Genomic DNA, 25,965 nt, shown 5'->3' on the forward strand with positions numbered 1-25,965 from the left:
TAATGAGGGCAAAATCCTGTACTGAGTAAAGGGCAACGCTCTACTGTCTTTATTTTTATTATTCAGTTGCTTAGCTGGATTTGCAGATGAAATGACCGGGCTTTGGCAAAATGTACTGAAAAATAGCTGCTTTTGTTTTGCACAAAACGCACGGGTTAACCCATAACCGTGTTAAACAGTAAGGCGCGTTATTTTATCCGGGTACTACGCTATTTTTCCGGCCCGATTGCGCATTGCGGCCCGGCTCTTCGCGATTTCAATCAGGAAAAATCATTAATTGTGAGCGGAGAAAAGGCGCGCCTGAACGCGCCTGTTGGGATCAGAAGCGGTAACTTGCCGTCACCGAGTAGCTGCGCGGTTCGCCATAAACGATGCCGCTGCTGCCTACATTTTCATCATACTCTTTATCAAACAGGTTTTTCAGATTGGCCTGTAATGAGAGATTTTTTGTCACGTCGTAGCGGGCAAACAGGTCAACCAGCGCGTAGCTTCCCTGACGTACACGCCAGTTTCCGTTACCCTCAGGTCCGCCAATATCTTTCCAGGTCTTAGACTGCCAGTTAACGCCGCCGCCCAGCGTCAGTTTATCGAACTGAGGTATGCGATACTGCGTAAACAGATTGAAAGAGGTACGGGGCAGCTGTGAGTTGTAAGCCTCACCCTTACTGTCTTTCGCTATATAGGTCGTGCCGCCAAACGTCATCTGCCAGTTATCGGTCAGTGCGCCGTTGATTTCAAACTCAACGCCGCGGCTGACAACACCATCAGTGGTTTCATAAATAGCGCTCCCGCTGTCGCTGAAACGCCCGGTATCAACCGGCGCATTATCCAGCTCGGTGCGGAACACAGACAGCGTGGTGGTCAGACGGCTGTCAAACCAGTCTGATTTGACCCCGGCTTCATAATTTTTACCGACAATCGGCGTCAGGAAGCTGCCGCCGGCGTCCAGGTTATCCTGCGGCTGGAAAACCGAGGTGTAGCTGGCAAACGCTGACCAGGCCTCATTGATATCCCAGATCAGACCGCCATAAGGCGTGGTATTGTTCTCTTCCAGTTCAGAGGTGATGCCCTGACGGTTCCAGTTGGTATAACGCGCCCCGAGGATCAGATGCAGCGGATCGGCGAGCGTCAGGCGCGTGGCCATATAGACCGATTTCTGCCGCACCAGCTGGCTGTCGGTCGCCGGTTCGCGCGGTGACCAGTCAGGCTCCGGATAGTTGCCGTTGAAGTTGTTGAAATTACCCAGTTCAGCAGCGGATATATTGGTCCAGGCGCTGTAATATTTATTATCCTGACGACTGTAGTTAACCCCCAGCATCAGCTGATGCTGGCGTCCCAGCAGCTCATACGGACCACTGGCAAAGGCATCTACGGCATCCACTTTGCGCTTACCGGTGTTATAACCGGTTCCCCCGACTACCGGGTAATTGGCGTAAGCGGAACTGCCCGTCCCGGTCACTTTATTGAAATACCCGTCAAGATAGATCTGCTTGCTATCAAGCAGCATTTCGTTATGCGTGCCGTTGAGCGTAATATTCCAGCCGTTATCAAAATTCTGCTGCAGGTTAACGAAAACCTTGCGGTTCTCTTTATCATTGTAAGCCCACTCCGGCGCGGTATTGTAGCCGCGACGCAGATGCGTCTGACTGCCATCGGTATACCAGCGTGGTGCCCCACCCCACATCGGCGAATCGGTATCGACCTGCGTAAATTCGTAGCCTGCCGAAAGCGTGGTGCTGTCAGTCAGATCGGCGTCTATCACGCCATAAATGAATTTTTTCTCAAAACCGTAGCGTTCGATGAAACTGTTTTTATCTTCATAGCCTGCCACCACGCGACCGCGTACGTTACCCTCTGGCGTTAACGGCGCAGAGAGATCGGCGACATAGCGCTGTTTATTCCAGCTGCCGTAGCTCGCTTCCAGCGATCCGGTGGGCGTTTTACTGTCAGCGTGCTTACGAACCATATTGATTGACGCAGAAGGATTACCAGGCCCGGTGAGTAAACCGGTCGCGCCGCGCACCACCTCAACCCGCTCATAAAGCGCCATATCAGTCTGCGCATCGCCCAGGTTCCAGCGTGATGCGAATGCGGTGGGGATCCCGTCTACCATGTAGTTGTCAATGAGAAAGCCGCGTGAGTAGTAGCTGGTACGATCCATATCCGCAGAAACACCCCGGATACCGGTCGTGTCGGACAGGACATCATTCAGCGACTGCAGCTGCTGATCGGCCATGCGTTGTTTACTGATGAGCGATACCGACTGAGGGATGTCGCGCGCCGTCAGCGCCATTTTTGTGCCTGCGCGCGTTACCGGTACGCTGTAATCCCGGGCATTCTGATTTTCCCCGTCAGACGCGCTGGTTTCCACCATCAGGGTCTGTTCCGCCGCCTGCGCCACACCCGCTGCAACCAGCATCGCAAGTAATGACAATTTCAGCACAGGTTGTGCCTTAGCAGCCGCGGCCCGCACGCGCATCGGTTCAAAAGACATAGCAATCCTTAGTTCTCATTTTCGTTTATCTGTCAGAGCACCCTGCCGGTCATATCAGACAGGCCTCCTGACGGGAATGGTGCGCAACATAGGCCGGGCAGCAGCGAGTTTTCACCCGGATATGTCTGCGACGGCGGCAGGCGCAGTTAAGAAAACAAATGAGAAATATACTCATTAAGATTACTATTGCAAGAAATTGTTACGGCTTCTGCCCGCTTCCTTTCCAGTAAAAAGGATGGATTTTCAGCAAGTAAGGTTGTTTATCGGTGGGTTATCTCGACAACCTGCGCGGTTACCGGGGTAACGTATTACAAAACGCGACAGAAACACGCTGGCTGGCCCCGGGAAAAGCAGGTGACCCATCAACGCTTTGCACACGCCCGATGCCATCGCGTGAGGATTAATCTGCCCGTTGCGTGGCGTGAGCGCTTTATAGACTTTAATGTCTGTTAAATATTCAATTTGCAGAAGATGAATTTTCTAAGCGGGTGATAACTCAATGAGTCTGATAATTACGCGGAACAGCGGATTTCGCGCCTCAATGCATATTTTAATTTCAAAAAAATTATCGTAGAATGCGCGCTTTAAAATTTTCATATCAGTAATAAGGGTTATATTCATGAGCGATGCACTAAAGGCATTGAATAATCTTCGTACACTGCGTGCTCAGACGCGTGATATTGAAGTAGCGGTATTAAATGAGATGCTGGAAAAGCTCGCTGTGGTAGTTGCAGAGCGCCGTGAAGAAGCTGAAGCAGATAATGCTGCTCAGCGTGAAAAAGAAGAAAAGCTGGCGTTATACAAAGAGATGCTGATGAATGACGGCATTGATATTAGTGAACTTGCGAAATTAAACCAGTCAGAAACTAAACCCAAGGCTAAACGCGCGCCGCGTCCGGCCAAGTATAAATATACCGATGAAGACGGTAATGAAAAGCAGTGGACGGGTCAGGGCCGTACGCCTTCTCCGATTAAAAGTGCTGTCGATGCAGGCGCATCACTGGACGATTTTTTAATCTGATCGGCTGACAGTAATATTTTCCAGCCTCATTTCCCCGGGGCTGGTTTCGCCACTCTCTCCTCTGTTTCTAATAGTTCTGAGCTGTTAAGTCGCTGCAGTTATTCACTTATCACAATACCATTGCGGGTATTGAGATATAGCTACACCTCTCTCTGCTGTTACCTTCTCCGGATAATGTGTGCTGCACGCCGCGCAGCGTAATCGTGAGCAAGGAACAGGCTATGTCGTCAGAGTTAACCCCGTTAAATGAACAGCTGATTGCTTTCCGTCAGGAGCTGCACCGCTTCCCTGAACTATCAAACCAGGAATTTGCCACCACCGCGCGAATTCGTCAGCAGCTTGAGGCGCAGAATATCCGCATTCTGCCGGTAGCGCTGACAACCGGACTGGTCGCCGAAGTGGGTCCCGAAAACGGTCCACTGGTAGTACTGCGGGGCGACATTGATGCATTGCCTGTAGAAGAGCAGTCCGGAGTAGAATTCAGTTCAGAGCATCCCGGAATTATGCACGCCTGCGGTCACGATTTTCACAGCGCGGCAATACTCGGCGCAGCGATTTTGCTGAAATCACGCGAAGCGCAGCTGGCAGGCCGGGTGCGCTTTATTTTTCAGGCTGCAGAAGAGACCGGTAAAGGCGCACCTGCGGTGCTTGCCAGCGGTGCCCTGCAGGATGCTTTTGCCATTTTTGGGATCCATAACGATCCCACTTTGCCGGCAGGCGTCGCCGGCAGCCGGGCGGGCGCGCTGACTGCCGCCGTTGACCGCTTTGTCCTGCATATCAGCGGCACCGGCAGCCATGCCGCACATCCGCATCAGGGTAACGATCCTGTTGTGATTGCCGCGCAGATTGTCTCTGCAGCCCAGACGCTGATCAGCCGTAATACCCCTTCAGCAGAGAATGCTGTGCTCTCAATTACGCAGCTCCACAGCGGCAGCGCGTGGAATGTTATCCCGGAAAGCGCGTGGCTGGAGGGCACCGTCCGTACCTTTTCTGCTGGCACACGCGAGCGTATTGAACAACGCTTCCGTGAACTGGTTAACGGTATCAGCGCTGCTTTTGCGGCCGAAATAACGATCAGCTGGCAGGCGGGGCCGCCCGCCGTGATAAATGATAAGCACTGGACTGCGTTTGCCCTGCATCAGGCCACGCTCAACGGGCTGGACGCGCGTGAAATTCCCGCCACACCGATTGGCGAAGATTTCTCTTATTATCAGCAATATATACCTGGCGCATTTATCATGATTGGTACCGGTGAAGCCTGGCCTCTGCATCACCCTGCGTTTCGCATCAATGATGATGTGCTGTTACCTGCAGCACGCTACCTTGCCGCGCTGGCCGATACGGCTTTTGCTCAGCGACCGGTTTAATACGCCATGCAATTTTTTCTGATGCACAGTCGTTGCCGGAAACATTAAGTTAAAAAATACCACAGGTAAAAAATGGCAGGTGTAATTATTAAGTCATTCAACGTGTTGAAAACAGCAGCAGCTATTTCCCGGATTAAAAAACGGTAAGCGTGAATAAAAACCCTCGGCGAATTAATCATTCACTGCTGACACGTTGCCACATCAGCTGTTATCTGTACCCGTTGATAAATAAACTTATTCTCCGAATAAAAGGTTTTTTGCGGCTAATAAAGCAAAGCATTCGCTGCCGCTTTGCTTTTTTTCCAGCAACTTCACAGAGTTGCTGAAACCCGGTGCCTGACTATAATTTCTTCAAACAACTTTTAAAAAGTTTTACCGCTGCCCTGACTTTGTGATGTAACCCGCCGGCAGCCTTTTTATTTATCCAGTCACAGCCCTGATAAATTTTAATTAAAGCTGGCCCTGTAATTTACTTTGCAGGGCTGCTGTTTTGTCCTGTTTTTCCAGGAGAATTCAATGTTGCCATTTTCCAGCTTCTGGCAGGCCGGGTTTGAGGGTGCCGACCATATTAATCCCGCCGGGATTACACTTGATATGAATGCAATTAATGCGCACGACGTGCATATTGCAACTGATTATGCCGCGCTTGCTGCATTTGATATCCGTTCAGTGCGTGAAAGCGTCGGCTGGCGGCTGGCTGAAGCCGATCCTCAGCGCACGTTTGCCCGGCTTACCCGCTGCATGCAGGCGGCAGAAGAACACAACATTCAGGTGAACTGGACGCTGAGCCACTATGGCTGGCCTGCCGATCTCACCCTGTTTTCACCTGAATTTGTGCCGCGGTTTGCGCAATTCTGCCATCAGGTTGCGACCTGGCTGACCGGGTTTTACCGCGACGATCCCCCGGTTTACTCACCGATTAACGAGCTCTCTTTTTTCGCCTGGGGCATTTCAGTGGGATTGTTTGGTGACAGCGCCCATAGCGACCCCGATGCCATCAAGCGTCAGCTGGTGCGGGCTGCCCTGGCGGGCTGCGATGCCATCCTGGCCGTCGACCCGCGCGCGCGCTTTCTGCACTGCGATCCCATCATTCACGTGGTGGCGGATGATGACAGCGACCACGCGCAGCAGCACGCCGCCGCCCTGACGGATGCGCAGTATCAGGCGTGGGACATGCTGGCAGGGCTGCGTGAACCGGAGCTGGGCGGGTCACCGCGCTATCTGGATCTGATCGGAGCCAACTATTACCACGGTAATCAGTGGCTGGCGCAGACCGGCCAGCGGCTGGAGTGGCATCTGGATGATGCGCGGCGTAGTCCGTTATCCGACATGCTTGCCCGCCTCACGGCGCGCTATCAGCGCCCCCTGTTGCTGGCGGAAACCAGCCATGTCGGGAGCGGCCGCGCGGCGTGGCTGACCCATATCACCGGCCAGATCGCACAGGCGCAGCTGGCGGGCTGTGACATTCGCGGTATCTGTCTCTATCCCATTATTGATCGGCCTCTCTGGGAAAACATTACGCACTGGCCGCATAGCGGCCTGTGGGATGTCGATCCGCAGAAAGTCCGCTTACTTAACCACACTTACGCTGCCGCGCTGCGGCAATCACAACGCGCACTCGCGCGTTTTCAGGGGTTTCTCACACCGGCCGCTGGGCCAAAGGAGTTCGTCATGAATCAATCTGTACTGGTGGTATTTAGTCATCTGCGCTGGGGGTTTGTGTTTCAGCGGCCGCAGCATGTGCTCTCACGCCTTGCACAGCACCACCGGATTATTTTTATCGAAGAGCCGGTTTATCAGGGAGGTGAAGCCGGATTACGCACCTCGCAGCCTGCGGCTAATGTCACCGTGGTCGAGCCGCATACGCCGATACACGCCCCCGGTTTTCATGACGACCAGATTGCGTTACTGCAGCCGCTGCTCAGCAATCTGCTGGAGCCTGCCGCAGAACCGCTGGTGTGGTTCTACACGCCCATGGCGCTGCCGCTGCTTAGCGCGTTTAACAGCCGCGGGATCATTTATGACTGCATGGATGAGCTGTCCGCTTTTGATCAGGCGCCGCGTCAGCTGCAGCAGCGCGAATCAGCCCTTCTGAGCCGCGCCGACCTGGTTTTCACCGGCGGACGCAGCCTGTATGAAGCAAAAAAAGATCGTCATCCGCGCGTTCACTGTTTTCCCAGCAGCGTGGATGCCGGGCATTTTGCGCAGGCGCTCGATCGCAGCAACGGCCATCCGCTACAGCAGTTTCTGCCTAAACCGCGTCTCGGTTATTACGGCGTCATTGACGAGCGCATGGATCTGCCGCTGGTCACCGCCCTGGCTGACGCACACCCTGACTGGCAGATCATCATGGTGGGGCCGGTGGTAAAGATCGATCCTGCGACGCTGCCGCAGCGTAAAAATCTGCACTGGTTCGGCCAGCAGTCTTATGCCGCTCTGCCGCAGTTTCTGGCCGGCTGGGATGTCTGTCTGATGCCGTTCGCGCTGAACGCGTCAACGCGCTATATCAGCCCGACGAAGGTACTGGAGTACATGGCGGCGCAGCTGCCGATTGTCAGTACTGCAATCGCTGATGTAGCCCGTCACTATGCGGACATTGTAACCATCGCAGATTCACCGGAAGCGTTTATTCAGGGCTGCGAACACGCCCTGCGTCTGACCGCTGAACGGCGTCATATGCAGGATGAAGCAATGGCTGCCATAGTGGCTGCAACGTCGTGGGATAATACAGTGGCGCAGATGCAGCAGCACCTTAGCGCCATCAAACGCCGGCCAGCGCAGCCAGCGGCTCAGCCCGCTGTACACGCTGAACGCACGCAGCCGGCCACGCTGCATCCGGTTGAATGCCTCATCCTCGGCGCAGGCCCTACCGGTCTCAGTGCCGGTTATCATTATGGCAAAGGTGCCGTCGTACTTGAGAAAAACGAATCACCGGGTGGCTGGTGCCGCTCAATAGAAGATAAAGGTTTTACCTTCGACTATGCCGGCCACATCATGTTCTCTAACGATCCCTACGTGCTGGAACTGTATGACCTGCTGCTGGGGGAAAATCAGCACTGGCAGATGCGTGAAGCCTGGGTCTACAGCCACGATGTCTATACGCGTTATCCGTTCCAGTCAGCGCTGCACGGCCTGCCTGCGGAGGTGATCGGTGAGTGTGTGCTGGGCGCAATTGAAGCGCGCTACGGCGCAGCTGAAAACGAGACCGCCGTGCTGCCTGCCGTGGACGCATCGCGCGACTGCTGCGCCGACGGAGTGATAGCCGATGAGAGCTGCATTACTGAACAGCATAACAACGAAGATTTTGAACACTTTATCTATCGCGTCTGGGGCAAAGGCATCGCCCGTCATTTTGCCGTTCCCTATAACCGTAAACTGTGGAAAACGCCGCTGGCCAGTATGGAGACCTCATGGCTGGGCGGTCGCGTACCGTTGCCCGATCTGGCGCAGATTGTTAGCGGTGCACTCGCGCCGCTGGATAAACCGGTTGGGCCTAACGCACGCTTCGGCTATCCGCTGCGCGGCGGTTTTCAGGCGCTGATGAACGGCTTTCTGCCCCATCTTACCTGTACGCTGGAAACCGGCACGGCGGTAGCAGAGATTCAGCCACAATCGCGCAGCGTCACGCTCAGCGATGGCCGGCATCTGCAGTATGACCAGCTTATCAGCACGCTGCCCCTGCCGGAACTGGTGCGCCTGATGGGCGCACGCGCGCCGCAGGCGGTACAGCAGGCGGCCTCTCAGCTGCGCCATACCTCAGTCTGCTGCGTTAACCTCGGCATCGGACGGCCGGCCATCAGTGAAAAGCACTGGATCTACTATCCGGGTGACACGCTGTTCCACCGTATTTTTCTGCAGGGTAACGCCAGCCCGCACTGTAACCCGCCGGGCGGATTTGGCCTGACCTGTGAAATTACCTGGCGTGACGACCAGCCATTGCCCTGTGAGGGTGAGGCGCTGATCCAGCGCTGCATCGATGACTGTATCCGGGTGGGCATTATTAATCAGGATGATGAGATCCTTACCAGCAGCATCGTGAATATGCCTTACGCCTATGTAGTTTATGACCATGCGCGCAGTGCCAATGTTGCGCTGATCCGCAGCTGGCTGGCTACGCAGAGTATTCATCTGGCCGGCCGTTACAGTGAATGGGAGTATTACAACTCCGATCACGCTTTTCTGGCGGGTAAGCGGGTGGCGGAGAGCGTAAAAGATCTGCTCAGTAATCGTAAAACCATCGCCTGATGCGGCACGCCAGGCCTGAAAGCCTGGCGTGCTTTACTGACGGGCCAGCCGCTTGCGGATGGGCTCAAACTCTTTAGTGGCGCTGCGCGGCAGGGGATCAGGCAGGTTTTTTTCTGCCGCCTGCCAGTAGCGCCACGGGACCTTCTGACGTCCCAGTTCATAATCCATGCCGTCCCAGCTATCTTCACGAAAGCTATAGAACGCCCAGTGTGCGTGATAGCTGTCCAGCACCGTCAGAACATCCTCCAGGTACTGTGTACACCCGGCCAGCGTGCGCACGCAGCCCAATTCGCCGATCACCAGCTGCTGCTTACCGATCCCATTACGCGCGGCCCAGTTAAAGGGCCGGGCCAGATAGTCCGCGATGCGCGCTGCATCCCACTGCTGCATTCCGCCGCCAAACGGCACATAGCCCGGATAGGGCCAGGGTTGTTTACGCCGGGCGTTAGGCGCGCTGGTCGCAGCATAGGGTTCATACATGTGCACACTATAAAGTATGCGTTTATCGCTCAGCGCCCCAGGCCAGTAATCAAACGCATCAGCGGCCGCATACCAGCCGCTGTCGACCATAATGGGTGTGACCGCATCCACTTCACGGATAGCGGCAATTACCCTGGTATAGAACCCCGGCAGATCGCGGCTTCCGCCGCGCTGCTGCTGGTACCAGCGCGCCATAGCCTCGCTGCTGGCGTGTTCCGCAAGCCCGCCATTTTTTTCCGGCGCGGGTTCATTGATCAGGTTATAGGCCGCAATAGCCGGATGATCGCGCAGAGCGGCAGCCAGATCGTGCCAGTAGCGCACGCTGGTTTCCCACCAGACCGTATCCTGCCAGAGCCGATCGTCAAATTTGCCCCCATTATTCTGCGCCCAGCGCATGCCGGGCAGAGAGAGAGGCGTAATAACCACGTGCAGGCCCGCCGCCCAGGCGCGGTCAAGTGTGCGGATGAGCGTCTGCAGATCGCCGTCATCCAGCCCGCGATAATCGTCTGCGTTACCCAGTAAAAAGTCGCGCTGCTGCGTGGGCCATTTATCCCAGGAGAGCCGTACCCAGCTGGCACCATAGCCGCGCAGGGCTGTAAAATACGCGCTGTCCGGTGGCAGCCGGTTAAAGCTGTTAGCCCCCTGCCGGGGTGCTGACCAGAACGCCATCGCGTCTGCCGCCGTGGCGTTCCGACCGGACAGGATGAGTATCGAAAACAGAGTGATAATTGCTATACATGCACGCACAAAAACACCTTCTTTTTTGGCTGCATTTATAGCGATAAAACCGCGCTGGCTGGTGTTATTTTTTGTGAATGTTTCGCCTGCCAGACACTCACAATCCTTTCACGCCTGGCTGGTGCAACGTGTTCAGCCCGCCTCCGCTCAGACGCCTCTGCCGTGCAGTTAAACCTGCTCTGTTCTGGCCAGTGACAGCGTGTCATAGCCGGTTAACGGCTTGTCTGACTCTCCCTGCCCCGGCAGATCGGGGGCAATAATCCAGTAACGATCGGCAAGCGCTGCCTGCACAGGGTGCCTTGCCGCATTTATCTGCTGCGGCAGATGGCTTCTGTATCAGGCATTAAAATAAGGAAATGAACGATTCCAAAATTAGCAGACTCTTCTGTCATGCACAATTGCGTTTACTGAGGTTTAGCCGGCTGTGCCAGTGCATTGCACACCGGCACGCTGCAGGAAATCAGGCTTATACCTGTGCCGGCAGATCAGCCATATACATCAGTGGTGTGGCCGGCGTTTGAATACCCAAAAGGACCAGCTGTGGTAGAGCAGCGTCAGCGGCAGGAAAATCAGCATACCGGTCAGCACCATGCCCTGCGTTACCGGCGATGACGCTTCTTCCTGTATCTGCAGCTGAAACGGCAGTAGCCAGGGATAGAGCCCGAACGCCAGAGCAGTGACCACTGCGCCGATAAGCAGCAACGTTATCATCAGCAGTGCTACCATCGCTTCGCGCCAGAGTAATATGGCCTGAAGCACAATCAGAAGCGGGATAGCCATCAGGATCAGCTGGCCTGGTTCGCGCTGCCAGCTCAGCTGCCATAGCGTCGGCTCCAGCAATATGACTCCTGTCAGACAGATTACCGTGCAGGTCCATGCCAGCACGGCAAATGACCGGGCGCGTTCTCCTGCCGTCTCACCCAGACGCCAGCAAATCCAGCAGCAGCCCAGCAGCAAATCTACCGCCACCACGCCAGCACCACACAGCAGCGGTGCCAGTGAAAGATCGATGACAATTCCGGCGGGGGGACGCGAAACCAGGATTAGCCCGCTTATCCAGCCGGGCAGAAAGGCCGCCGCCAGCGAACTGATTATCATCAGACGATCGAGCCAGACGCGCCAGGCAGCGCTGACCTGCGCGCGATACGCCAGTGCCAGCGCACGCAGAAACAGTGCCAGTAGCAGCAGAAATACCGGCACCATCAGCGTCTGCAGCAGCAGGCTATAGAGCGCAGGAAAGAGGGCCAGCATGCCACCTGCCATCAGGACCAGCCAGGTTTCATTGGCATCCCAGAGCGGCAACAAACTGTGCGCCATCCACTGCCGCTGCTGTGGCGTATCAAACGCGTAAAACAGCATGCCCACGCCAAGATCGGTGCCATCCAGCGCCAGATACATCAGCAGCGAAAAGATCAGCACGGCTGCAGAAAGGTCGGCAAGCATCATTATCTCCTCAGGCCGGCGTTTCAACGCGCTCGGCCAGCACCTCTGGGTCATCAGACAGCGGGGCGTTAATCTGGCGCACTAAATAGATCAGACCAAGCGCAAAACCCAGCGTATAGACCAGCACGATCGCGACAAAAATCGCCAGCGTACTGCTGAGCGACAGCGGTGAAAGGCTATCAGCAGTGCGTATCACACCATAAACCGTCCAGGGTTGACGTCCCATTTCAGTGACCACCCATCCGGCCAGCAGCGCCATAAACCCGGCAGGCGACATCAGCGTCAGCAGACGCAACAGGCGCGGTGAATGGTATAAGCGGCCGCGCCAGCGCTGCAGGTTTGCCGTCAGACTGACCACCAGCATCAGCAGTCCACACCCCACCATCAGGCGAAACGCAAAAAATACCGGTAGCACCGGCGGCTGCGCTTCTGCCGGAAAATCACTCAGACTTCTAATGTGCCCGGTGAGATTGTGGCGCAGATAGAGCGAGCCGATTGCCGGGATCGCCAGTTCAGCGTGGTTGCGCTGCGCGTGCTGATCCGGGATGGCAAACAGCCGCAGCGGCTCTCCCTCACCTGGCGGCGGCGCGTGCCAGCTTCCCTCCATTGCCGCCAGCTTTGCCGGCTGCCAGGTGCGCGTATTCTCACCGTGTAAATCCCCCACCACAATCTGTGCCGGTAGCGCCAGCAGCGTTATCGTCAGCGCACTGCGCAGCATCAGACGACTTGCTGCTTCATCAGGCCGGCGACGTAAGCGCCACGCGGCTACGCCGCCGAGCAGAAAGCTGACGCTTATTATGGAGGCAAGCAGCATATGGGCAAAACGCCAGCCAAAAGAGGGAGCAGCGAGCAGGGTCCACGCGCTGTCGGGGAGCAGACGACCATCATCGGCCAGATGAAAGGCAGCGGGCGTCTGCATCCAGGAGTTAGCCGCGAGGATCCAGAACGCGCTCAGCACTGCGCCAAGTGCAACAAAGCAGGTCACGGTAAAATGAACGCCGGGCTTAACCCGATCAAAGCCAAACAGCATGACGCCGGTCAGGGCTGATTCAAGAAAAAACGCAATCAGCACTTCATAAAGCATCAGCGGGCCGAGCACGCCGCCCGCCCGCGACGCCAGTCCGGACCAGTGCGTACCAAACTGGAACTCCATCACCACGCCAGAGACCGTGCCGATAGCCACGGTCAGGGCAAATATTTTTATCCAGAACTGCAGCGCCTGCCGCGCCTCAGGACGTTTTCCCCACAGCCAGCGCGCTTCAAACCAGACCAGGAAGGGCGCTAGGCCCAGCGTCAGCGCCGCCAGCGTAATGTGCATGCCCATGGTCAGCGCAAACTGACCGCGGGCAATCAGCAGCACCCACTCCTGGCTACTCACGGGTCGGCTTACCGCTGTAGCGGGTAATCGGGGTCTCCTCTTCTTTCTGCATCTCGTGCGAAAAGGCCTCCAGTGCCGATAGCAGCGGGCGCACCCCCTGCCACAGCTTTTCATCATTCAGCAGTTTCATCACCCCTCTGATGCCGGGCGCCGCTTTCTCCTGCTGCACAGACTCCGTCGCCGGTTTCATCGCCACCAGGGCGTCACGCACCGCCAGCAGCACATGATTAAACCGCTCGGGCGGGATAGTACTCAGCATCATAAACAGCAGCGACATGTTCTGGATCGCGTTCTGAGTACCAGGACGATTCAGTCCCCCGGCGAGGATCTTGCCAATATCGTTGTTCGCTTTAACCACATCATTAGCGAGACGCAGAAAACCGTGCTGATGAAGATTTTCCAGCAGCGTGTTGAGCGACTCCTGCGCGGTGGGTTCTGTGCGCGCAGGTTCAGGCTGGTAGTCCAGCGGTTCGGCCATTAGCTTTTCTCCGGGTGCGAAACATGTTCAGGGGGTAAACGGTATTCCGGCTGCTGCCATTTCACCTCAATCGGCAGGTGATCAAGCGGCGTGCGCTGTCCGTGACGGAAGTTGTGCAGCGGCAATGGGTGCGGCTGGGGCTGACGCGCCAGCTTACGCAGGCTGACCGCAATCTCTTTATACGCCGGCGTATTGACATCCGGGTCATGATGATTGCCGGTGAGACCGTTGACGCCAGGTTTGCCGTAGTGAATCGGAATAAACAGCACATTGCCTGCTGCACGATCGGTAACAACCACCGGCACCTCCAGCACGCCGCGCCGTGAACGGATTTCAACCCAGTCCCCCTCCTGTAGCTGCCTTTCTTTCGCCAGCTGTGGTGAAATCTCCACAAACCAGTTAGGCGACAGCGACATGATGCGTCCACCCTGTCCTGTCTGATTTGTCGACTGAAAATGCTCCAGCATGCGGCCATTGTTTAGCAGCAGATCGTACTCTGTGTCTGGCTGCTCTGCCGGTGGCTGCCATTCAAGTGCATAGAGACGCGCTTTACCATCCGGAAACGCAAACGCGTCGGTGTAGAGCAGCGGCGTACTGCTGCCATCTGCTTTAACCGGCCAGAGCTGCGACTGCCAGCCCACCAGCTGTTCATAGCTGACGCCGGCAAACAGATCCGCAATGCCTGCTGCCTCAGCCATAATGGCGCCCGGATTCGGATAGTCCCAGCGATGACCAAGACGTGCCGCAAGGTCAGTCAGGATCTGCCAGTCGGGCCGGCTCTCACCCAGCGGAGCAAACGCCGGCGAGAAGTGCTGGATACGGCGCTCGGTATTAACGAAAGTGCCCTCTTTCTCCAGACTCGGGCAGCCGGGCAAGACCACATCGGCATAGCGCGCGGTTTTGCTCATGAAAATATCCTGCACTACCATAAAATCGAGCTGGCTGAATGCTTCATCCACTTTCGTGGAATTCGCATCTGAAAAAGCGGTATCTTCGCCGATAATGTACATGGCGCGCAGCCGCTTATCGTGAGCGTGCTCAATCATCAGGAAGTTATCCAGCCCTTCTTCATCAGAGAGCGCGTCCGGCGCAACCTGCCACGCCTGCGCCCACTTCTCCCGCACCGCATCGTCCGTTACGCTTTCGTAGCCGGGGTAAACATTGCTCAGACAGCCAAAGTCGCTGGCGCCCTGCACATTATTATGTCCGCGCATCGGATAGCCGCCGGTGCCAGGCCGGCCGTAGTTACCGGTGACCAGCAGCAGATTAGAGAGCGCCGTGCTGGCATCCGCACCGTGGCTGTGCTGCGTGATACCCATTGCCCAGAGAATACAGGCGCTGTTAGCCTGACCGATCATCTCTGCTGCCTCTGTCAGCGCGTCCACGCTCAGACCGGTTATTTCACTCGCCATGTCGAGCGTAAACGGCGCGAGCGAGGCGCGGTAAGCGTCAACATCATTTACCCGTTCAGCCAGAAATGCATCGTCCGCATAGTGATGATCGAACATGTATTTCGCCATCGCTGACGCCCATACCATATCGGTACCGGGCCGGATACGCAGATAACAGTCGGCGCGTTCCGCCATCTCATGTTTACGCGGATCCACTACCAGCAGCTTCTGTCCGCGATGTTTATGGCTCTGCTTGATATGTGAGGCGAATACCGGATGATTTTCTGCCAGATTACTGCCCACGGTAATGATGAGATCGGTCTGCTGGAGATCGCGCAGCGTACCGGCATCGCCGCCATAACCCACGGTACGGAATAGCCCCTGAGTAGCCGGGTTCTGACAGTAACGTGAAGAGTTATCGACATTGTTGGTGCCAAAAATCAGGCGCGCAATCTTTTGGGTCAGATAGGCTTCTTCATTGCTGGCTTTACTGGAGCCAATGAAACCAATCGCTGCGCCGCCATGCTGATGCGCAACGGCGCGCAGCCCTTCAGCTACCCGATTCAGTGCCTCTTCCCAGGTGGCAGGCCGGAATGCTCCATTTTCGCGAATAAGTGGCGTGGTCAGACGGTTCGGACTGTTAACAAAGTCCCAGCCAAACTTGCCTTTCACGCAGGTAGAGATGCCATTTACCGGCGCCTCAGCGACCGGCTGGACTTTCAGGATATGGCGATCGCGCGTCCAGACTTCAAAGCTGCAGCCAACGCCGCAGTAAGTACAGACCGTTTTGGTTTTTTTGATTTCAGTTTTGCGTAAAGCGTCATCGATCAGGGAAATGCCGGTTATCGGCTCCATGCCGATGCTTTTCTCCATTTTTTTGATGGCATCAATAAATGGTCGCTTCAGATCCTCATCCATGCGGGTAAACGGACCGGCATCGGGCTGCATGGTTTTCTCCAGCAGCGCATTGCAGGGACAAACAGTGACGCAGTGACCGCAGCTGACGCAGCTTGAGCCGGCAATCTCCGTCCCGCCATCCCACAATACGCGCGGGTGCTCTGCACTGTAGTCGATGGAAAGGGTCTCATTTACCTCTACGTTCTGGCACGCTTCCACGCAGCGGCCACAGAGAATGCACTGATCGGGATCGTAGGTATAAAACGGATTGCTGTGATCTTTGTTATAGGGTTTGCGTTCATAGGGATAGAACTGAATGGGCATGTGCATATCGGCTACCGCATTATGCAGCGTACAGTCGCCGGTATTGTGCTCACAAACGGTACAGTAGAGTTCATGACGATTCAGGATCCGATCCATGCCTTCCTGCTGTGCGGCAGCCAGTTCTGCACCTTCACTCACCACCTGTAAGCCTTCATATGTACGTAAGGTACAGCCACGTACCTGTTCTCCATCAGCTCTGACCCAGCAGACGTCACAGCTTTGCAGCGGCGGCAGCGCCGGGTGATAGCAGACATGCGGCAGTTTTTTTCCCTGCTGTTGCAGAAAATCGATCAGCGGTTGATCCGCTGCGCCACTCAGCCGTTCCCCGTTATAAATAATGGTACAGTGTGCTTCGCTCATTTTCGCCTCGTTGACGACAGTGCTCATTATGTTAATCCCGGCAAAAGCCCGGATATTTATTAGAATTATTCAATGAGCTTAGAGCTAAATTTCTGCTCTGCAATGTTACCGACTCGCTTATTTTATAAAAGTGGACTAAGAGGCAATAAATAATCATTACGTTAGTGAAATTGTAAGGAAAAATAACTTTCTCCGCTGCGTGGTTATTGCACAAATAAAATTCATTCGCGGTTTTTTACGTGACAAATATCACATCTCTGCCAGGCTTATTTCTACACGTTCACTGTACAAGGAGCCCGTTATGAATTCGTTCACTAACAAAACGCTAATCACCAATGAATATCCGCAGCCACCGTTCAACACGCCGTCGCAGGATTTTCCAGGCTTAGCCAGCAAGATGGATCCGCTTCCCGATCACGGTGAAAAAAGCTATCGCGGCTCAGGCCGTCTGACCGGACGTAAGGCGCTGATCACTGGCGGCGATTCAGGCATCGGCCGCGCCGTGGCTATCGCTTACGCTCGTGAAGGCGCAGACGTTGCCATTAACTATCTGCCAGCTGAAGAGTCAGATGCGCAGGAAGTGGTAAAGCTGATTGAAGCTGAAGGACGTAAAGCCATCGCTATTCCGGGCGATATCCGTTCAGAATCATTTTGTCAGCAGCTGGTAAAAGAAGCCGCTGAAAAACTGGATGGTCTGGATATTCTGGTTAATAACGCCGGACGCCAGCAATTTAATGAGTCAATCCGTACGCTCTCTACGGAAGATTTTGATGCAACCTTTAAGACCAACGTTTATGCGATGTTCTGGATCACTAAAGCCGCGCTGGAATATCTGCCACAGGGTGCGTCTATTATAAATACGTCTTCTGTTCAGGCGTATGAACCAAGCGCAATTCTGCTTGATTATGCGCAGACCAAGGCCTCCATTGCTGCCTTTACTAAAGCGCTGGCCAAACAGCTGGCGGAACAGAAAATCCGCGTTAACGCTGTCGCGCCCGGTCCTTACTGGACCCCGCTTCAGGCGTGTGGCGGTCAGCCTGAAGAGAAACTGCAGCAGTTTGGTTCCGGCGCACCGATGGGCCGTCCAGGCCAGCCGGTGGAAATCGCCCCGCTGTATGTGACATTTGCTGAAAATCTCAATGGCTTCACCTCAGGCCAGGTATGGTGCTCAGACGGCGGTACCGGCACGCTGTAATTGCACATTCTGCCCGATACCAGCGTGGCTGCCCCTGTGGCAGCCACGCTGTCGTTTCAGCTGACAGGGAAGCATGATGAATAACCAGATTTTGCAGTCGCCGATGCGCGAAAAAGGGTTTGCGCGCCTCGGAGATTACGCGGCCATTGGTGAAGGCCGTTCCGTTGCGCTTATCGCACCGGATGGCGCTATCGACTGGTGGTGTGCACCTAATCTTGACTCCGCTCCGCTATTTGACCGCCTGCTCGATCCGGAGATTGGTGGCTTTTTCCAGATTGTGCCCGCTGCTCCTTTCCGCACCGAGCGCGCTTATCGTGCTGACAGCAACGTGCTGGAAACGACGTTTATTACCGCAGAGGGTTCAGTCCTGCTGACTGAATCATTAAACAGTACGCTGGCCGGTCGTCTGCCGTGGAGTGAGCTGGCGCGGCGCGTCGAAGGCGTTGAGGGTCACGTTGAGCTGACGCTGACGTTACGCTTTGGTACGCTGGCTGAAACCTGCTCGCCGTGGCGTGACTGCACTGAACAGGGCGACGTTTATCATATTGCTGATCTGATGGCGATGCTGCGCACCAGCGACGCGTGGCAAGTGACGGAACGGGGCGATGAACGTATCACCGCCACGCTTAAAACCTCGCCCGGCAGCCATGCGCTGGTTGCCCTGCTGGTCACCGAGCGCGAGCCGCTGGCGGTGCCGGATTTAAGCGCTATCGATACCCGTATAGAAACCAGCCACACTGCATGGTGCGACTGGACGCGCAGCCTGAGTTATCAGGGACGCTATGAACAGCACGTACGGCGTTCGGCGCTGTCGCTGAAATTCCTCTGGTACTCTCCCACCGGTGCCCTGGCGGCAGCAGCCACAACGTCCCTGCCGGAAGGTATCGGCGGCGAAAAAAATTATGACTATCGCTACGCATGGGTGCGCGACGCCTGCCTGATCATCAAATCCTTTGTTTTTCTGGGTGCGCTGGAAGATTGTAAGGCGGCGTTCTCATGGCTATCAAAAACGATTATTCGTCACGGTACCGCGCTGCGCGCCTGCTATACCCTTGAAGGGGATGAAGTCCCGGCTGAATCTTATCCGCCGCTGCGCGGTTACCACCATTCACAGCCGGTGCGCATCGGCAATAACGCGCACGATCAGCTCCAGCTCAGTATGTATGGCGACATGCTTGCCACCGCCGATCTGTTTATACAGGCTGGTCACGTGCTCGATCTCTCGACCTCGCGCATGCTGGGTGAGCTGGCAAACCACTGCGCTGATTCATGGCGTCAGAAAGATTGCGGGATCTGGGAGCTGCCCGATGAGCATCACTATACCCATTCCAAGATGGCCTGCTGGCTGGCGCTGGATCGTGCCGTAGCGCTGGCGAAAGCGAAACATATTGAGCCGACCTGGCTCGAGCGCTGGCAGCGCGAGCGCGATCGCATCAGTGAGTGGGTGGAGGCGCACTGCTGGAGCGAAACCAGACAGGCTTATCTGTTCTATCCCGACAGCGAAGATAAACTGGATGCGGCGCTGGCGCTGATGCACCGTTATGGCAACCAGGTTAACCCGGACCGCATGCGCGCCACCTATCGCGCGATCCGTCAGGATCTCGGACATAACAGCGCAATGGTGTATCGCTACTCCGGCGTGGAACAGGAAGAGAGCACCTTTATTGCCTGCTCTTTCTGGCTGGTAGAGGCGCTGGCCGCGGTGGGTGACGTCCCGCAGGCAGAGCAGGCGATGGAAGAGATCCTCGGCAAACTCTGCCAGCGTGGTAACGTCGAAACCTTTAATGAGATGTTTGATGTCCGCACGGATGAGTGGCGCGGCAACATGCCGCAGGGGCTCAGTCATCTGGCGCTGATCTGCGCGGCACAGTCGCTGACGGATCATGGCTGAAACACGGCCGGCGCTGCAGGCATGGGGGGAAACGGAGCCGCCCCCTCATGCTGCTTAGTGACTCAGGCTATACTGTACCGTGAGTTCACCCTTTTTCTCTTTCACTTTGCCAATCACAATGTCACCAATATCTCCGGTATGCAGCACATGCGTGCCGCCGCAGGCATAAGGGGTCAGTTCGCCCCAGCTCACCATTCGTTTACCCCCCTCTTCGCCCAGCAGGCGGGGATAGTTACCCGCCACCAGCGCCGCTGCGTGCTGCGTCAGCGCCTCTGCTGTGACCGGTTCAGCCTGCTCCAGCGCGGTAAACACAATGCGCCCTTCGCCCGGCCGGTGGTTTGCTTTATAGCCGCGCCAGCCAAACACCTCTCCGGCATAAGCAATCACATGCCCCGCTGAGTGATAACGTGAGTGCAGCGCCCGCAGTTCGCCATCCACCACCAGCTCCGCCTCGCCCGGCTCAACTGCCCGATCGGTATAGTGTGCAATATCATCGCCCTCCTGCAGTGCCTGCAGCATGGCTGCACCGGCAAGGGTGCCGCGATCGGAGGGCTGGCCGCCGCCCTGCGGGTGAAACAGCGTTTCAGTGAGGAGGATACGAAACCGGCCATCATCCTGAGGTTCACAGCACAATACCCGGGTGGTAAGCGTCAGCTGGTCGCTGGTGAAATAACGTTTGAGCGTCATAATGCGTCTGGTTCCTTACAGCAGAGAAAAGCGATCTCTCTTTTTTAACCTGGTTTGGGTGCAACAGGCGAAAAAAATCCGCAGCGCGAACGCTGCGGATGTGCTTAACGGCGATCAGTGCGCCTGATGTACACGCTGGCAGTTATCTGCGCCTGCGGCCACCGGATGCGCGTCAAGATCGGCGCGCGCCGCGCGAATTTTCTGTGTGTCCACGCCAAAGCGCCGATCGCGATCGTGCAGCAGCGCCGGGTTCATCTGTCCGTCGGCGGTGAATCCCATCATCAGCGCCGGTTCACCCAGCGGCAGCGTTTTGTCGCGGTCAGTATGCCAGGTATGCCAGGTTTTCCCGTAGGTATTTACAATTTTACCCATCAGCGCATGTTCAGCGGCATCCGGAATGCCCGGTGCAATCAGAGAGCCTGATTTCACTTCATAACGGTGGCTGTGCCAGTATTTCTTCTCACCCGCCGGAAGCTGCTTAAACAGCCGCTCGCTGATGATATATTCAACGCCCATCAGCTTGGCGTCTTTTTTGTTGCCGTCAAAAATTACCGCCTGCATCACATCATCGTTCAGAATAGTGACATAGTGATGCGCTTCCATCTGCCCCTGTTTATCGCCACAGTAGTAGTGGAATCCATCCAGATAGGTATTAATCGCATCAATCGGTGGACGGGATTGCAGTGCCGCCGCACCGCTCTCCAGCAGGGCTGTTTTACCCGCTACGGGCGCACCGGGCGCGTTGACCGGTGACGCACTGTTATTTGCGCCGCATCCTGACAGCAATAATACGGTGAATCCACTCAAAATAAGATTACGCATAGATCATCCTTTTATTCTTTGAGTGATAACCATAGTTAATATGAATCAGGATGCCAGCGCAGCGGCGGGAACAATTACGTCACTGAATTGCCCGATAAAAACAGAAGCCGTAACAGAGCTGTAATAAGAGATCCGTTTTACCGCGCTTTATGCGGTTAACTGCACGGGCGTGAACAATACTTATCACTCCTCTTCTTCTGCCATCAGCAGAATATCAGCGTAAACCGGAGTTTCATTTATGTCAGATTATCCCTCTGTTGCACTGCTCGGCCCTGGCGCTATCGGCACCACCATCGCTGCTGCCCTGTATGAAGCCGGGCGTCTGCCGCTGCTCTGTGGCCGTACGCCGCACGCCCACCTGACGCTGCGGCATGACGAAGGCGAAATCCGGGTGCCCGGCCCGGTACTGATCGATCCTGCCGCCATCAGCCGACCCGTTGCGCTGCTGTTTGTTGCGGTAAAAACCACCCAGGTAACGCAGAGCGCGGGCTGGCTGCAGAGGTTATGTGATGAGAATACCGTGGTGTGCGCGCTGCAAAATGGGATTGAGCAGCAGGCGCAGCTGCAGCCACTGGTATGCGGTGCTCAGGTTATGCCTTCGGTGGTCTGGTTTCCGGCGCAGCGCGAAGCGGACGCTTCTGTATGGCTGCGTGCCCGGCCACGCCTGACGCTGCCCGATACGCCAGCTGCAGCCAGCATCGCGGCTGCTTTGTCGGGTACGCGCTGCAGTACCGACCTCAGCGCTGATTTTCACTCAGTGGCGTGGCGCAAGCTGTTACAGAATGCGGTAGCGGGACTGATGGTGCTGACAAATCGCCGGGCAGGCATGTTTAGCCGCCATGACATTGCTGAACTGGCGCTGGCTTATCTCAATGAAGCATTGGGTGTGGCGCGCGCCTGCGGAGCAACCCTAAGTGACAGTGTCACGCATGATATTCTGGCGGGTTTGCAGAGCGCGCCTGCCGATCTCAGCACCTCTATTCTTGCCGATCGGCAAGCCGGACGCCCGCTGGAATGGGAGTGCCGCAACGGCGTAATACAGCGGTATGGACGCCGCAAAGGTGTGCCTACGCCGCTGAGTGACATTATTGTGCCACTGCTGGCGGCAGCAAGCGAAGGGCCAGGATAATTATCCTGACATTAGCTGACAGCAGTTGACGCAGCTGTCAATTAATGACGTTTTTTTGTCCACCGGTATATCACAGAGTAATATCTCTGGTTTACGATATTTCTGCCCAGACAGGCTCGGTGACCAGCATAATATCGCGTCTTATCTCTCTGTAATCTCAATTAACGCGATAACCTGTTATCCCGCCGTCGCGCTTTTTGACAGTTCTTTACTTCAGCGCTACGCTTATTGCCAGTGATATACATCACAAAGTTGCGTAAAGAAAAATTATCTCCTAAGGTGTCCGCCTTTCGGCCTCTTATAGCTTTCTTTTCCACCCTGCAATAACCGGCTGCGAAAGCTATAAGATCGCTTTTATTTCATTGTCAAAGGAAGCCTATGAGCACTGAAACAGTAAATAAACCCGATCTCACTGTTGATGATATTACCGTCATCGATAACAAACTGTTAAAACGCGCCGTTGGCGCTGCCGCTCTCGGTAATACCATGGAATGGTTCGATTTTGGGGTATACAGCTATCTGGCCGTGATTATTGGCCAGGTCTTCTTTCCTGATGCCAGTAACACCGCACAGCTCATCGCGTCATTTGGTACCTTTGCCGCTGCGTTTCTGGTACGTCCGATTGGCGGTATGGTGTTCGGGCCGCTGGGCGATCGCTTCGGCCGGCAGAAAGTTCTCGCCTTTACCATGGTGATGATGTCCATTGGCACGTTCTGCATTGGCCTGATCCCGAGCTATGCCAGTATCGGCATCGCGGCGCCGATTCTGCTGCTGGTGGCCCGTCTGGTTCAGGGGTTCTCAACCGGCGGTGAATATGGCGGTGCGGCGACTTTTATTGCCGAGTACTCAACCGACAAGCGACGCGGTTTTATGGGCAGCTTTCTGGAGTTCGGTACGCTGGCGGGCTATCTGCTGGGGGCCAGCCTGGTGACCGGGATGATTGCGTATCTGCCGCATGACGAGATGATGTCGTGGGGCTGGCGCATTCCGTTCTTTCTGGCTGCACCGCTCGGCCTGTTTGGTCTCTACATTCGCCTGAAACTGGAAGAGACGCCGGCATTTAAAGATCATATGGATCAGCGCGAAGAGATGGAGCATAACAAGCCGCCGCTGACGCTGTGGCAGATGCTGCGCACCCAGAGCAAACCGTTACTGAAATGTATCGGGCTGGTGCTGCTGTTCAACGTTTCCAACTATATGCTGACGGCGTATATGCCAAGTTACCTCACCGGTATCCTTGGTCTGAGCGAACTCTCCGGCCTGCTGCTGGTCATGGTTGTGATGTTTATCATGATGCCACTGACGCTGATGTGGGGTTACTTTACCGATCGTCTCGGCCGCAAACCTGTTATTGGCTTTGGCGCGCTGGGCCTGATTGTGCTGGCCATCCCTGCCTATATGCTGCTGGGCACCGGTAATATGTACTGGGTATTTGCCGGCCTGGCGATTCTGGGTCTGCTGCACACCTGCTTTAGCGGTACCATGCCTGCTACCCTGCCGGCGCTGTTTGTAACCGATATCCGTTACAGCGCGCTGGCGATCGGTTTCAATCTCTCCGTGTCACTGTTTGGTGGTACCACGCCGCTGATTACCGCCTGGCTGGTGGATACCACGCACAACAAAATGATGCCGGCCTACTATATGATGGGTGCCGGGGTTATCGGCCTGCTGACGGTACTGACGCTGAGCGAAACGGCGCGTAAGCCGCTGAAAGGATCCTCGCCTGCGGTTGCAACCAGAGCGGAAGCGCATCGCCTGATTGATAAGCTGCGCCGGCAGCGCAAACATAAAAAGCAGCAAAAACCTGCCTGATACGCTGGCCACCTTCGGGTGGCCTTTTTTTTGTCCGCTCTTCCGTGTGCCTCACAGACATCGCTTTGAGATGTATGCCTTAATGCCGCTCTGTTGCTTCCTCCATTTTATCTTTTATAAGGAAATGCTATGCCTGCAGCTGCACACATGGCGTCCGCACATCGACGTATCTTAATCGCCGGTTCGGTTGGCAATTTTATTGAATGGTATGAGTTTGCCGTTTATGGCTTTATGGCTTCAATTATTGCCAGACACTTTTTTCAGCTGCCGGATGAGAACGCAGACACCAGCGTGATCCTGACCTGGGCCGCCTTTGCCGTAGCGTTCTTTTTTCGTCCGCTCGGGGCGATTATTTTTGGCCGGCTTGGCGATCGTCACGGGCGTAAGCCGGTGCTTATTGGTGTACTGGTCATGATGACGCTGGTAACAACCGCTATCGGGCTGGTGCCGGACTATGCTGCTATCGGCATCGCCGCGCCATTACTGCTGACATTGCTGCGTATTCTGCAGGGCCTGTTTGCTGGCGGAGAGTATGGTGGCGCGGTGTCACTGATGACGGAAGCCGCACCGCCGGGCAAACGGGGGCTGTATGGTGCCTGGCAGTCGCTGACGGTGGCGTGTGGCCTGCTTGCAGGTGCCGCCACCGTCGCGTTACTCCCGCTGCTCATTGGCGAAGATGCGATGTTTGACTGGGGCTGGCGGCTGCCGTTTCTGCTGGCGCTGCCGCTGGGCGCTGTAGCGCTGTGGCTGCGGACCGGACTCGATGAATCACCGCAGTTCAGCGCTGTCCGTCAGCAGGCAGAGCCGGAACGCGCTTCTTTTATTGCCACGCTGCGCGCCATTACGCTTGCCATCAGCCGCCTGATGGTCTGGTCAGCCGCTGGCTACACCTATCTGGTGATCATGCCAACCTATCTGCAAATCACGCTGCATACCGGTTTTAATCAGGCGCTGCTTATTGCCGTGATCTCAAACCTCGGTTTTGCCGCCACGATTCTGCCCGCCGGCTGGCTGAGCGATCGCATTGGCAGGCGCACCATTATGCTCATTGCCACCTTTATGCTGCTGATCTTCGCCCTTCCTCTGCTTAGCTTGCTGCAAAATCCGGCCTCCGGATTGCTGACCAAAGCGCTGAGCGTCTTTGTAGCCGGTGCGCTGGTGGGGATGCTGGCCGGGCCGGGACCTGCCATGCTGGCAGAGATGTTTCCCACGCGGGTGCGTTATACCGGCCTGGGTTTTGCCTATGCCTTATCCAACGCCTTATTTTCCGGCTGCGCCGGCTTAATTATTTCGGGTCTGATTAAACAGACCGGCAACCCGGATATTCCGGCGTGGTATGTAATGATGACCGCGCTGATTAGTTTTATCGCGCTGCTGAGTTTAAATAAAGACGATCACAGGCGCTCATTATAAGAGGGGCAAATCAGTACCAGCGTGAAAAATATCGAAGGAGCTGCGTTGGCAGACAGGAAATCAGGCAGGGCTGAAACAAAATATCCCGGCACGGGCGTGCCGGGAAGCTGAAACTTACCAGTGATATTTGTTGCTATCTTCCCAGTCTTTCAGCTCTTTTTCTGCCTGATCTTTACCGTAGCCATAACGTTCCTGAATGCGGCCCAGCAGCTGATCGCGTTTGCCATCGGCAACGTCCATATCGTCGTCAGTCAGCTGACCCCATTTCTCTTTCACTTTTCCTTTGAACTGCTTCCAGTTTCCACTGATGCGATCTTCGTTCATAAGTGCTCTCCTGTTTGACGGTGAAAGCCGTCTGGCTTTATTTGCGCATCGCTTACATGCGTAACCATAACCGTAG

General features: G+C 55.7%; 17 protein-coding genes and 1 pseudogene. 8 read left to right on the forward strand and 10 right to left on the reverse strand.

The annotated features are described in order from the left end of the window. Positions 1–319: 319 nt before the first annotated feature. On the reverse strand, positions 320–2,494 hold the full coding sequence (gene fhuE / locus SB719_RS05520) for a ferric-rhodotorulic acid/ferric-coprogen receptor FhuE (protein ID WP_412159005.1): 2,175 nt from the start codon (positions 2,492–2,494) through the stop codon (positions 320–322). Between the two features lie 619 nt (positions 2,495–3,113). On the opposite strand from fhuE, the gene SB719_RS05525 reads away from it, so the two are divergent. The 3 genes from SB719_RS05525 to SB719_RS05535 all read left to right on the forward strand — a co-directional run bounded on the left by SB719_RS05525 (position 3,114) and on the right by SB719_RS05535 (position 9,127). After that, positions 3,114–3,515 (forward strand): H-NS family nucleoid-associated regulatory protein, encoded by a 402-nt coding sequence (locus tag SB719_RS05525; RefSeq protein ID WP_065647338.1) that lies wholly within the window; start codon positions 3,114–3,116, stop codon positions 3,513–3,515. Positions 3,516–3,736: 221 nt separating this feature from the next. Beyond that, positions 3,737–4,882 (forward strand): amidohydrolase, encoded by a 1,146-nt coding sequence (locus SB719_RS05530; protein ID WP_314689508.1) that lies wholly within the window; start codon positions 3,737–3,739, stop codon positions 4,880–4,882. A gap of 516 nt (positions 4,883–5,398) precedes the next feature. Further along, the gene (locus tag SB719_RS05535) at positions 5,399–9,127 is read left to right on the forward strand and encodes an FAD-dependent oxidoreductase (RefSeq protein WP_314689505.1); all 3,729 of its coding nucleotides are present in this window, start codon (positions 5,399–5,401) and stop codon (positions 9,125–9,127) included. A 33-nt stretch (positions 9,128–9,160) separates the two neighbouring features. Here the strand turns inward: SB719_RS05535 and SB719_RS05540 are convergent, their stop codons facing one another. From SB719_RS05540 to fdhF, 6 genes and pseudogenes are all read right to left on the reverse strand, one after another. Continuing rightward, entirely contained in the window at positions 9,161–10,276 is a 1,116-nt protein-coding gene (locus SB719_RS05540) for a glycoside hydrolase family 5 protein (RefSeq protein WP_412159006.1), read from the reverse strand. A gap of 255 nt (positions 10,277–10,531) precedes the next feature. Next, positions 10,532–10,648 (reverse strand): annotated as a pseudogene (locus SB719_RS05545) (alpha/beta fold hydrolase); the annotation flags it as partial. Between the two features lie 195 nt (positions 10,649–10,843). Then, a complete protein-coding gene (locus SB719_RS05550; protein WP_314689500.1) occupies positions 10,844–11,791 on the reverse strand; it encodes a cytochrome d ubiquinol oxidase subunit II in 948 nt (315 codons plus the stop codon). A 7-nt stretch (positions 11,792–11,798) separates the two neighbouring features. Further along, entirely contained in the window at positions 11,799–13,166 is a 1,368-nt protein-coding gene (locus tag SB719_RS05555) for a cytochrome ubiquinol oxidase subunit I (protein ID WP_304231500.1), read from the reverse strand. After that, positions 13,159–13,644, reverse strand: a complete 486-nt coding sequence (locus tag SB719_RS05560) for a DUF1641 domain-containing protein (RefSeq protein WP_412159007.1) — start codon at positions 13,642–13,644, stop codon at positions 13,159–13,161. Before SB719_RS05560 ends, SB719_RS05555 begins: the two co-directional genes overlap by 8 nt. After that, positions 13,644–16,616: a formate dehydrogenase subunit alpha gene (fdhF, locus tag SB719_RS05565; protein WP_065647641.1), complete on the reverse strand. Its 2,973-nt coding sequence runs from the start codon at positions 16,614–16,616 to the stop codon at positions 13,644–13,646. Before fdhF ends, SB719_RS05560 begins: the two co-directional genes overlap by 1 nt. A 301-nt stretch (positions 16,617–16,917) precedes the next feature. Between fdhF and SB719_RS05570 the strand changes: the two genes are divergently transcribed. Then, on the forward strand, positions 16,918–17,811 hold the full coding sequence (locus tag SB719_RS05570; protein ID WP_065647331.1) for an SDR family oxidoreductase: 894 nt from the start codon (positions 16,918–16,920) through the stop codon (positions 17,809–17,811). Between the two features lie 76 nt (positions 17,812–17,887). After that, on the forward strand, positions 17,888–19,702 hold the full coding sequence (locus SB719_RS05575; protein WP_412159008.1) for a glycoside hydrolase family 15 protein: 1,815 nt from the start codon (positions 17,888–17,890) through the stop codon (positions 19,700–19,702). Between the two features lie 54 nt (positions 19,703–19,756). Here the strand turns inward: SB719_RS05575 and SB719_RS05580 are convergent, their stop codons facing one another. Continuing rightward, the gene (locus tag SB719_RS05580; RefSeq protein WP_304231498.1) at positions 19,757–20,389 is read right to left on the reverse strand and encodes an alanyl-tRNA editing protein; all 633 of its coding nucleotides are present in this window, start codon (positions 20,387–20,389) and stop codon (positions 19,757–19,759) included. A 114-nt stretch (positions 20,390–20,503) separates the two neighbouring features. Further along, positions 20,504–21,211 (reverse strand): OBAP family protein, encoded by a 708-nt coding sequence (locus tag SB719_RS05585; protein WP_065647328.1) that lies wholly within the window; start codon positions 21,209–21,211, stop codon positions 20,504–20,506. 238 nt (positions 21,212–21,449) lie between these two features. On the opposite strand from SB719_RS05585, the gene SB719_RS05590 reads away from it, so the two are divergent. The 3 genes from SB719_RS05590 to SB719_RS05600 all read left to right on the forward strand — a co-directional run bounded on the left by SB719_RS05590 (position 21,450) and on the right by SB719_RS05600 (position 25,565). After that, the gene (locus SB719_RS05590) at positions 21,450–22,340 is read left to right on the forward strand and encodes an oxidoreductase (RefSeq protein ID WP_412159009.1); all 891 of its coding nucleotides are present in this window, start codon (positions 21,450–21,452) and stop codon (positions 22,338–22,340) included. Positions 22,341–22,718: 378 nt separating this feature from the next. Beyond that, a complete protein-coding gene (gene proP, locus SB719_RS05595; protein WP_065647326.1) occupies positions 22,719–24,152 on the forward strand; it encodes a glycine betaine/L-proline transporter ProP in 1,434 nt (477 codons plus the stop codon). Between the two features lie 129 nt (positions 24,153–24,281). After that, complete coding sequence (locus SB719_RS05600; protein WP_412159010.1) at positions 24,282–25,565, forward strand: MFS transporter; 1,284 nt, start codon at positions 24,282–24,284, stop codon at positions 25,563–25,565. A 114-nt stretch (positions 25,566–25,679) separates the two neighbouring features. On the opposite strand, the gene SB719_RS05605 is transcribed toward SB719_RS05600, so the two are convergent. Then, positions 25,680–25,889 carry a CsbD family protein gene (locus SB719_RS05605; protein ID WP_065647325.1) on the reverse strand — a complete coding sequence of 70 codons (210 nt, stop codon included), beginning with the start codon at positions 25,887–25,889 and terminating at the stop codon, positions 25,680–25,682. Positions 25,890–25,965 lie beyond the last annotated feature (76 nt).

It is taken from the genome of Pantoea sp. SIMBA_079 (genome assembly GCF_046940275.1).
GTDB lineage: Bacteria > Pseudomonadota > Gammaproteobacteria > Enterobacterales > Enterobacteriaceae > Pantoea > Pantoea borealis.